At 75.5% G+C, this 10,384-nt stretch carries 8 protein-coding genes and 1 rRNA gene; all 9 read right to left on the reverse strand.

The window, feature by feature from the left end:
• Nucleotides 1-77: 77 nt before the first annotated feature.
• Nucleotides 78-1,103 (reverse strand): copper transporter, encoded by a 1,026-nt coding sequence (locus tag CTKZ_RS19755; protein ID WP_124344517.1) that lies wholly within the window; start codon nt 1,101-1,103, stop codon nt 78-80.
• 118 nt (nt 1,104-1,221) lie between these two features.
• Nucleotides 1,222-2,409, reverse strand: a complete 1,188-nt coding sequence (gene steA / locus CTKZ_RS19760; RefSeq protein WP_124344518.1) for a putative cytokinetic ring protein SteA — start codon at nt 2,407-2,409, stop codon at nt 1,222-1,224.
• 6 nt (nt 2,410-2,415) lie between these two features.
• On the reverse strand, nt 2,416-4,152 hold the full coding sequence (gene recN, locus CTKZ_RS19765; RefSeq protein WP_124344519.1) for a DNA repair protein RecN: 1,737 nt from the start codon (nt 4,150-4,152) through the stop codon (nt 2,416-2,418).
• A gap of 1 nt (nt 4,153) precedes the next feature.
• A complete protein-coding gene (locus CTKZ_RS19770) occupies nt 4,154-5,032 on the reverse strand; it encodes an NAD kinase (protein ID WP_124344520.1) in 879 nt (292 codons plus the stop codon).
• Nucleotides 5,029-5,883 (reverse strand): TlyA family RNA methyltransferase, encoded by an 855-nt coding sequence (locus CTKZ_RS19775; protein WP_124344521.1) that lies wholly within the window; start codon nt 5,881-5,883, stop codon nt 5,029-5,031. Before CTKZ_RS19775 ends, CTKZ_RS19770 begins: the two co-directional genes overlap by 4 nt.
• A 6-nt stretch (nt 5,884-5,889) precedes the next feature.
• A complete protein-coding gene (locus CTKZ_RS22140) occupies nt 5,890-6,066 on the reverse strand; it encodes a hypothetical protein (RefSeq protein ID WP_200829843.1) in 177 nt (58 codons plus the stop codon).
• A gap of 244 nt (nt 6,067-6,310) precedes the next feature.
• Nucleotides 6,311-7,351 (reverse strand): HAD-IIA family hydrolase, encoded by a 1,041-nt coding sequence (locus tag CTKZ_RS19780; protein ID WP_124344522.1) that lies wholly within the window; start codon nt 7,349-7,351, stop codon nt 6,311-6,313.
• The gene (locus CTKZ_RS22540; protein WP_235843571.1) at nt 7,348-8,628 is read right to left on the reverse strand and encodes a tetratricopeptide repeat protein; all 1,281 of its coding nucleotides are present in this window, start codon (nt 8,626-8,628) and stop codon (nt 7,348-7,350) included. Before CTKZ_RS22540 ends, CTKZ_RS19780 begins: the two co-directional genes overlap by 4 nt.
• 1,649 nt (nt 8,629-10,277) lie before the next feature.
• Nucleotides 10,278-10,384 (reverse strand): 5S ribosomal RNA (rrf, locus tag CTKZ_RS19790); the annotation flags it as partial.

Below are 10,384 nucleotides of genomic sequence, written 5' to 3' on the forward strand. Positions count from 1 at the left end.
GCTCATGTCCAGCACACCGCGCACGACCGCGGTCACGCCGCCGGCGACGACGGCCGCGGCAGCTCGCCGCAGGACGCTCACCCCTGGGTCCCCTCGGTCCCCGCCCCCGCGTCCGCGCTCGCCGGCGTGCGGTCCACGGGCGGGAGCGCCACCGCGTCGGGCAGCGGCGTCTCGCCGTCACCGAAGCCGTAGTGGCCGTTCTCGCCGGAGATCCGCACGGCGAGCGCGAGCGGCGTCGACACCTGGCCGGTGACGACCTGCGTGTCGGAGACCGTGGTGAGCGCGCCGGCGAGCTGGTCGTCGCCGAGGATCACGTCGGTCAGGCTCCCGTCGCCGCGCGGCCCGTCCGCGAGGACGGCACCCTCGGACCGCTCCTGCGCGGCCGTGAGCACCGCGAGCCACGCCGCCTGCGTCTGCTCGACCTCGTCGGTGTCGGCCGAGGCCGACGTGCCGGACCGCTCGGACGGCGCGAGGACGACGATCGCGTCGGCCGGCACCTCCACCGGGTCCTGGAGCGTGACGAGCGGGTAGTCGCCGCCCGACAGGAGCTCGAGCAGGAAGGCGGAGTCGGACGCGAGCGTGTCGGGCGCCGCCGGGTCGGCGGCGACGAGACCCTGCACGAGCGCCGCCGCGAGCTCCTCCTGCACGCCGGCGCCGTCGGCCGGTGCGGGCGAGAGGTACTGGACGAGCTGCCCGCCGAGCGCCTGCCGGAACGAGTCCAGGCCGGTGTCGGTCCAGGCGTCGTTGAGCGTGACGTGCGCCGTCACCGTCGCGCCCGCCTGCGCGAAGCGCTCGTCGACCGCCGTGCGCACGGACTCGTCGACCTCGCCCAGCGCGACGACCGCGACGCGGCGGTCGGTGAGCGAGCCCTCGAGCAGGCGCGGACCGGCGGCGTCGATGTACGTGACGGCGTGGCCGAGGTCGTCGGACGCGCTGTCCAGCTGCGACCGCAGCTCGTCCTTCTCGGCGCGCAGCTGCTGCACCTGACCCGTGAGCGTGTCGCCGATGGTCTCCTTGAGCGGCCCGGCGCCGAGCGCGATGCCGACCGCGAGCGCCAGGAACACGGAGATCAGCGAGACGATGTGGTAGCGGAAGTCGATCACGGTGCGGCATCTCCGTCGGGGGCGGCGGCAGGCGTCGCCGCGGCCGCGAGGCGGCGGGCGAGCGGGGCGGGGTGGGTCACGGGTCGCGGCGCGGGTCTGGCGTGGACGCGCCGGAGCGTCACGACGACCCTCCGAACAGCGAGCCGATCCAGGACGTGACGTCGTCGATGCGCGCGCCGAGGAGGCCGAGCAACGTCTGCCCGGCGGCGGTCGAGGCGAGCGCGACGCCGAGCGCGAAGAGGCCCGCGAGGATGAGCAGCGCGACCTGCAGGTTCGAGATCCGGTGCTTGTAGAGGCGGGACACGCCCTTGGCGTCGACGAGCTTGCCGCCCACACGCAGACGTGTGAGGAAGGTGCTCGCCATGCCGGACCGCCCCTTGTCGAGGAACTCGACGAGCGTCGCGTGCGTGCCGACCGCGACGATGAGCTCGGCGCCCTTGTCGTCGGCGAGCAGCATCGCGACGTCCTCGCTGGTCCCCGTCGCGGGGAAGACGACGTGCCGCACGCCGAGCTGCTCGACGCGCGCGAGGCCGGGCGCGCGACCGTCGCGGTAGGCGTGCACGACGACCTCCGCGCCGCACGTGAGCGCGCGGTCCGACACCGAGTCCATGTCGCCGACGATCATGTCGGGCTTCCAGCCGGCGTCGAGGATCGCGTCCGCGCCGCCGTCGACCCCGATGAGCACGGGCCGGTACTCGCGGATGTACGGGCGGAGGGTGACGAGGTCCTCCTTGTAGTGATAGCCGCGCACCACGATCAGCACCTGACGGCCGTCGATCTCGGTGTCGATGTCCGGCACGCCGACGCCGTCGAGCAGCAGCTCGCGCTCGCGGCGCAGGTAGTCCATGGTGTTCGCCGCGAACGACTCGAGCTGGACGGACAGCCCGGCGCGGGCCTCTTCCATGGTCGCCGCGACGGTCTGCGGCGTCTGCTCGACGCCCTCGGCGACGAGCGTCTCGCCGTCGTAGACGCACCCGTCGACCACGCGCAGCTGGTGTCCCTCGGGGAGCGCCATGACGTCCGCGCCGAGGTCGTCGACGAGCGGCACACCGGCGGACACGAGGATCTCGGGCCCGAGGTTCGGGTACCGGCCTGACGTCGACCGCGCGGCGTTGAGCACGGCCGCCGGCTGGCACGCGACGAGCGCCTCTGCGGAGACGCGGTCGAGGTCGAGGTGGTCGATGACGGCGACGTCACCCGGCCGCAGGCGCTTGGTGAGGGCCTTGGTCCGAGGGTCGACCCGGGCCGGACCGGCGATGACGCCGGCCTCGGGCGCGGGGGTCCGTCTGCGCAGGGAAGCTCTCATCGTGCCTCATCGTCCCACGGTCGAGAGCTCCAGGAGCTCGGCTGCGTGCGTGCGCGCCGCCTCCGAGTCGTCCTGGCCGGACAGCATGCGGGCGAGCTCGCGCACGCGGGCCTCGTCTGTGACCAGGCGCACATCCGACTCGGTGACGACGTCCACGCCGTCGGCGGTCGACTTGGTGACGACGAGGTGCCGGTCCGCGAACGCGGCGACCTGCGCGAGGTGCGTGACGACGAGCACCTGGGCGGACCGCGCGACGTCCGCGAGCCGCCGGCCGACCTCGATCGCCGCGCGCCCGCCGACACCCGCGTCGACCTCGTCGAACACGAACGTCCCGGGTCGTGCGGCGCCCGAGTCGGGGGCCGTCGCGAGCGTGACCTCGATCGCGAGCATGACGCGCGAGAGCTCACCGCCGGACGCGCCCTTGCCGAGCGGCCGCGCGGGCGCACCCGCGTGCGGGACGAGCAGCATCTCGACCCGGTCCGCGCCGTACGGCCCGGGCTCGGCGGGTTCGACGGTCACCTGCAGCTCGGCCCCCGCCATCGCGAGTCCCGAGAGCTCCGCGGACACCGCGGCCGCCAGCCGGCTCGCGGCCTCCGTCCGGCCCTGCGTGAGGTCGGCGGCGAGCGCGGCCACCGCCTCGTCGAGCTCGTGCACCCGCGCCCGCAGGTCGTCGAGCCGCTGGTCGCCGCCGTCGAGGTCGAGGAGCCGTCGCCCGGCGTCCTCCGCCCACGCGAGCACCTGCGCCACGTCGGAGCCGTAGCTGCGCGTGAGCTGCGCCAGCGCCGCGCGGCGCTGCTGCACGGCCTCGAGCCGCAACGGGTCGGCCTGCAGGTCCTCCATGTACGACGACAGCTCCGCGGCCACGTCCGCGAGCAGGTACCCCGCCTCCGCCACGCGCGTCGCGAGCGCGGCGAGCGCCTGGTCGTGCCCGCCCGCCTGCTCGAGCAGGCGCTTCGCGCGGTCGACGACCTCGGTCGCGGCGAGCGCGTCACCCGACGCGTCCGCCTCGCCGGCGAGCGCCTCGTGCGCGCCCGACGCGGCCGCACGCAGGTCCTCCGCGTGCGACAGCCGGTCCGCCTCCTCGGCGAGCGCGACGTCCTCGCCCGGCTGCGGGTCGACCCGCTCCACCTCCGCGAGCCCGAGCCGCAGCAGTTCGGCCTCACGCGCGCGCTCCTGCGTGCGCGCGACCAGGTCGTCGAGCTCCTCGACGACGCGGGCCCGCTCCGCCCACGCCGCGCGGTACCGCGCCAGCGTGTCGCGGTGCGCCTCGCCGACGAACGCGTCGAGCGCCTCCCGCTGGTGCGCCGGCGACCGCAGCCGCGCCTGGTCCGCCTGGCCGTGCACCGTGACGAGCGCCTCCGCGAGGTCCGCGAGGACGGCCTGCGGCACCGAGCGACCGCCGACGTAGGCGCGCGACCGGCCGGCGACACCGTCGCTCCCGGCGCCGACCGTCCGCACCAGCAGCAGGCTGCCGTCGTCGTCGAGCTCGGCGCCCGCCTCCGCCGCGCGTGCGACGGCCGGCGCGTCGCCTGGGAGCAGCACCCGACCCTCGACCGCAGCCGACGCGGCTCCGCGCCGCACGGTCGCGGGGTCCGCCTTGCCGCCGAGCAGCAGTGACAGTGCCGTGAGCACCATCGTCTTGCCCGCACCGGTCTCGCCGGTGAGGACCGTGAGGCCAGGCCCGAGCTCGACGTGCGCCCGCGTGATGACGCCCAGGTTGTCGATCCGGATCTCCTCGATCACGTCACTCCCCCGTCCTGGCCGAGCCGCCGCCCGCGGGCCGGCCGCGCCAGCCGCTCACGGGGAGCCCGAACTTGTGCACCAGCCGCGTCGTGAACGGCGCGAGCGACAGCCGTGCGAGCCGGACCGGGACGTCGCTGCGCGTCACCTCGACGCGAGCGCCACGCGGTACGTCGAGCTGCCGCCGCCCGTCGCACGTGACGAGCCCGCGCGCCGACGACCGGTCGAGCACCTCCACCGCGAGACGGCTGCGCGGACCGACGACGAGGGGCCGCGCGAACAGCGCGTGCGCCGAGATCGGCACGAGGATCATCCCGTCGACGTCCGGCCAGACCACCGGACCTCCGGCCGAGAACGCGTGCGCGGTCGACCCGGTCGCGGTCGACGCGACGACCCCGTCGCAGCCGAACGACGACAACGGGTGCCCGTCGACCTCGAGCATCACCTCGAGCATGCGCGACCGGTCCGCCTTCTCGATCGCCGCCTCGTTGAGCGCCCAGCCCGTGCCGACCGTCCCGTCCGGGTGGAGGACGCGCACGTCGAGCGTCCCGCGCTCCTCGACCTCGAAGTCGCCCGCGGTCAGCCGGCGCACCGCCTCGCCGACGTCGTCCCGCTCGGCCTCCGCGAGGAAGCCGACGTGCCCGAGGTTCACCCCGAGGACGGGCACGTCCGTGCCACGCGTGAGCTCGGCGGCACGCAGGATCGTCCCGTCGCCGCCCAGCACGATCGCGAGCTCGAACGACGGCAGGTCGTCGGGACCGCAGTCGTCGGGCGCGAGCACGGGCTCGACGCCGGCTGCCTCCAGCTCACGGACGGCCTCCTGCGTCGCTGCGACGGCCTCCTCCCGACCGCCGTGGGTCACGACGAGCGCTCGTCTGGTCACGCCTCACCTCCGAGCGCCGCGCGCACGCGACGCATCTCGATCCCGCCCTCGACGACCTCCCGCACGGCGTCGTCGAGCGGCACGCCGTCCGGCTCCGGCGGCGCGTCACCCGCGACGAGCCACAGGAAGTACTCCACGTTCCCGCTCGGGCCGGGCAGGACGCTGCGCGCAACCGCGCGCACCGCGAGCCCAGCGGCACCCGCTGCCCGCGCGACGTCCCGCACGGCCCGTGCGCGCAGCCCGGCGTCGCGCACCACGCCGCCCGAACCGAGTCGCTCCCGGCCGACCTCGAACTGCGGCTTCACCAGCACCAGCAGGTCAGCGCCCGGCGCCGCGACCGACGCGAGCGCCGGCAGCACCAGCGTCAGCGAGATGAACGACAGGTCCGCGACCACGACGCCCGGCGCCGGGTCGACGTCGCCCACCGCGAGCGAGCGGACGTTGACGCCCTCGCGCACCTCGACTCGCGGGTCCTCCCGCAGCGCCGGGACGAGCTGGTCGTGGCCCACGTCGACCGCGACCACGCGTCGCGCGCCGCGACGCAGCAGCACGTCCGTGAACCCGCCGGTGCTCGCGCCCGCGTCGAGGCACAACGCCCCCTCGACGCGGGGGCCGTCCGGCCCGAGCTGGTCCAGCACGCCCGCGAGCTTGTGCGCGGCGCGCGAGGCGTACCCGGGGTCGTCGGGATCCAGCGCGACGTCGACCGCGTCCTCGTCGGACACCTGCACCGACGCACGAGCCACCGCCCGGCCGCCGACCGAGACACGCCCGGCGGCGATGAGCTCGCCCGCGTGCCCGCGCGACCGGGCCAGCCCGCGGCGCACGAGCTCGCTGTCGAGGCGTGTCGTCACGACCTCTCAGCCCTCCGCGTCCGCCAGCCGGTCCTGCAGCGCCCCGTGGACCGCCTCGAAGACGGCGACGTGGTCACGCACCGGGGCGTCGTCGAGCCCGGCGAGACGCGTCAACGCCTCGTCGACCTGCGCGTCCCCCGTCGTCGGGCCGTCGTACGACCCGACCGCGGACGTCTCGCTCACCGGTGTACCTCCTCGTGCGTTCCGACCGCCGCACGCTGACGGTCCCGACGGTCACGCCGTGCTCCCCGACGACCGCGCCCACGGTACCTGCCGAGGCCCACAGCGCGTCCCGACGCACCCACAGGCACGGGACACCCGGTCGCGTCGCAGCCGCCCGGCGCACGTGTCCCGCACCGCCCGGCGCACCTGACCCGCACCGCCCGACGCACGGGGCCCGCACCGGCCACGACACGGGCGAGTGCCCTCAGCGAGCCGGTGCGTCGACGTGCAGCTCAGGCACCGTGGCCGGGTCGAGCGAGCCGCCGCTGTCGACGGCGTCCCACGCAGCCGCGCAGGCGGCCCGCACGAGGTCGAGCTGGGTCGCAGGAGAGCCGGGCGTCGCCCGTCCGAGGTCCAGCGCGCCGTCGACGACGCGCGCGGCGACCTCCCGGCACGCCCACCACCCGTCGGCGTCCCGACGCGGCACCGGGTGCGGCTCGAGCAGGGACAGCAGATCGGCACCGATGAGGTGCGGTCGCTCGGTCGGCGCCGCCAGGACGTCGTCGCGCGCCGTGCTCACACCGGTCAGGACGTGCAGGCCGACGTAGCCACCGGCGCGCGCGCCCGCGAGGTCGGTGTCGAGCCGGTCACCGATGACGAGCGTCTCGCGCGCCCCCGCCCGGTCGACGGCCATCCGGTACATCGTCGGCGACGGCTTGCCCGCGCTGTCCGGGACGACGCCCGTCGCGTTGCGCACCGCCCCCACGAGCGACCCGTTGCCGGGTGCGAAGCCGCGGGCCGTCGGCAGGCTGAGGTCGAGGTTCGACGCGACGTGCCACGCCCCGCGCTCGACCGCGTACGCCGCCTCCGCGAGCTGCGCCCAGCCGACGTCGGGCGCGAAGCCCTGCGCGACCGCGGCGGGCTCGTCGTCCGCGGACTCCACGACCACGAACCCGGCGGACCGCACGGCGGTGACGAGACCCGCGCCACCGACGACGAGCACCTTCGCGCCCGGTTCGAGCCGCGTGCGCAGCAGCTGCGCCGCGGCCTGGGCCGCCGTCATGACCTCGCCGGACCGGGTCGGGATCCCGAGCTCCGTCAGCTGGTCCGCGACGGACTCCGGCTCCCGCGACGCGTTGTTCGTGACGAACACCAGCCGCATCCCGCGGGCGCGCGCCGACGTCAGCCCGTCGGCCGCACCGTCGATGGGCTCGTGCCCTCGGTACGCGACGCCGTCGAGGTCGACGAGCGCGAGGTCGAACCGATCCGCGAGCGGCACGTCCGACCCGATGAGTCCTCCGCTCACGCCTCCTCCTCCTCGCTGCGTGCCACGCCCTCGCGGTCCGCGACCTGGCGATCCACGACGTCGGCGTCGAGCCCGCCATCGGCCCCGCCTGCGCCGAGCGCGGGCTCGTCCGTGCCCGCGTCGGAATCGACCTGGTCGGCGTCGCCCGCATCGTCGAGATGACTGTTGCCGTCCGACGCGTCGACCCGCTCGAGCTCGTCGCGCGCCTCGTCGACGTCATCGGCACCGGAGAGCTCGTCGTCTCCGTCGAGGGCATCGTCCTCGTCGAGGTCGTCGTCTTCGAGGACATCGTCCTCGTCGAGCTCGTCGTCGCCGTCGAGCCCGCCGTCGCGGGCCGGAACATCGCCCCGGTCGGGCTCGTCCCCGGCAGGCTCGTCGTCCCCGTCGAGGCCGTCGTCGCCGTCGAGGCCGTCGTCGCCGTCGAGGCCGTCGTCGCCGCCGTCGCCGTCGAGGCCGTCGTCGCCGTCGTCCCCTGCCGGTACGTCGTCAGCCGCTTCCAGCGCGCCGGACGCGTCGGGACCTGCACCAGCCACGCCCGTCGACGTCTCGTCGACGGGCGACCCTGCGCCGTCGTCGTCCGTGTCGTCCTCGTCGTCCGGGTCGTCCACGTCGTCCAGGTCGAAGACGACGACCTCCTCGTCGACCTCCCCTGCGGCCTCGGCGAGCTCGGCGGCCGAGTACCGCGCGAGCAGCGTCGCTGCCTCGTCGGCCCGCCCCGCCGCCTCGAGGGCCGTGGCTCGCGCCTGCGCGACCCGGACGGCCAGCACGCCGGTCGCCTGCTGCACGGCAGGGCTCGACAGCACGGCGACGGCCGCCTCCGACTGACCGAGGTCGAGCCGGGCACCGGACACGACGATCGCCAGCTCGATGCGAGCGTCGGCGTCCAGCGTCTCCGCCTCCGGCTCGTTGGCGAGGGCGATCGCGCGCTCAGGCCGCCCGAGCCCGCGCTCGCAGTCCGCCATGATCGGCAGGTGCTCCGACGAGCCGTTCAGCCGTCGCACGGTGCGCAGCTCGCGCAGCGCCTCCGCGAACCGCCCGGTCCGGTACGCCGCGAGGCCCGCGGCCTCCCGTACGACGTCGATCCGCCCGGCACGCCGGACGGCGGCCTGGGCGTGCTCGTACGCGAGCTCCGGGTCGGTGTCGAGCAGCTGTCCCACGACCACCAGGTGCCGACCGACGCGCTCCGCGTTGTCCTTGGTCAGCGACCGCAGCCGCGCGCGCACCGACCGGTCGAGGTCACCGAAGACGACGTCGTCCGGCACCGGCGGCGCGGGCACACGCTCATCCTGCGGGGGCCGCGTGGCCCGCTGGTCGTCACCACGCACGTCGTCCCGCCCGCGGGGTGGCCCGCCGGGCCGCCGCGCGTCACCGCCACGACCGGCGTCACCGTGCCGAGGACCACCGTCCCGCGACCACGAGCCACCGCCGCGGCCGCCCGAGCGCTCCTCGTCGCGACCACCAGCACGTGCACCCGAGTGCCCACCGGCACGCTGACCGGTGCGCTCACCCGAATACCCCCCAGCCCGCTCCGAGCGACCCGTCGAACGCTGCGAGTACGCGCCGGTCCTCTCACCGGAGCGTTCCGAGTACCCACCGGACCGGTCACCGACACCCGTGGACGGCTCACGGCGCGACTCACCGGATCGCTCGGCCGGACGCTCACCGCTCCGTCCGGACCAGCCGCGCGCCTGACCCGCGCCACGGCCTGCCCGGTCCCCCGGGCGCTCACCCGCGACACGCGGACGACCGTGCCCACCGGAACCAGGGCGACCGCCCGGACGCTCCTCCGCAGCACGCGAACCGCTGGACGTGCGACGCTCGGTCGCGCCGTACGGACGACGGTCTCCACCGTCCTCGCCCCGCTCACGCCAACCGCTGCGCTCGGCACCCGACCCGTACCGGGCGGACCGATCGTCACGAGCTCCACTGCGTGCACCGCCGTCGCGCGCGTCTCCCGCACGGCGGCCGTCTCGCTGCGGCGACCGATCGCCGCCAGCACCGCGCCGGTCGTCGTCCCGCCGGCCGGAACCACCACCGAAGCCACCCCGCGAGGCGCCGCCGGAGAACTCACGACGCGCCGCTCCATCGGAGAACCCGCCGCGCGCCCCTCCTCCGGAGACCCCTCCCCGCGACCGCTCGCCGAAGGACGCACCCCGCGAACCCTCCGTGGAGGAACCGCGGAAGCCACCGGAGTACCCGCCAGCCCGCGAGCCGCCGGTGGGGTAGCCACCACGCGAACCACCGGCCGAGTACCCACCGCGCGAGCTCTCACCAGAGCCCCCGCGACTCGGACGGTCCGATCCCGCCCTCGGTGCGTCGCCGCGGTCCTGACCGCGGGCGGCCGAGCTGCGCGCGCCACCGCCCGCGAACCCGCCGGAGCGATCAGGTCGCTCGTCGAACGCCCGCGATCCCGGTCGCCCGCCGCCGCGAGGAGCACCGCCGGACTGGCGATCCGACCACGACGAGCCGCGAGCCGCTCGGTCGCCGCCCTCGCGACGCCCGCGGTCGCCGGCCGGAGGACTCGAGCCCTCCGACGACCCGCGGTAGCCACCGCCACGCCGGTCGCCGGACCCGCCGGACGTCGAGCCGGACCGTCCGCCCCTCGAGGTCTCCTGACCTGGACGTGACGGTCCTCGACGCTCGGGCTGAGCGGACCGGTGATCGCTGTTCATGTGTGGCTCTCTCCTCGTCGCAAACGACGGCACCATGGTCTCATCCCGGATGGCGCCGGATCCCCTCGGCGCCGTGACGCCCACGACATCGCGGCCAGACGCCTCGCGCAAGCGCCGCCCGTAGCGGAACACGCCGCAGCGGGACGCACGTCGACACACGACGCTGCACTCTGGGTATACGCGATACCGGCGGACGAATGCCGCCGGAAACAGAAAGAGCCACCCCATTGCTGGGGTGGCTCTTTCTGAATGGTGTCCGGCGGCGTCCTACTCTCCCACACCCTGGCGAGTGCAGTACCATCGGCGCTGAAGGGCTTAGCTTCCGGGTTCGGAATGGGACCGGGCGTTTCCCCTTCGCTAT

Source organism: Cellulomonas algicola (genome assembly GCF_003851725.1).
Lineage (GTDB): Bacteria > Actinomycetota > Actinomycetes > Actinomycetales > Cellulomonadaceae > Cellulomonas > Cellulomonas algicola.

What these genes read in the sequence shown, in the direction of transcription:
- steA (WP_124344518.1), bottom strand. Translation starts at nt 2,409, where the DNA reads ATGAGAGCTTCCCTGCGCAGACGGACCCCCGCGCCCGAGGCCGGCGTC.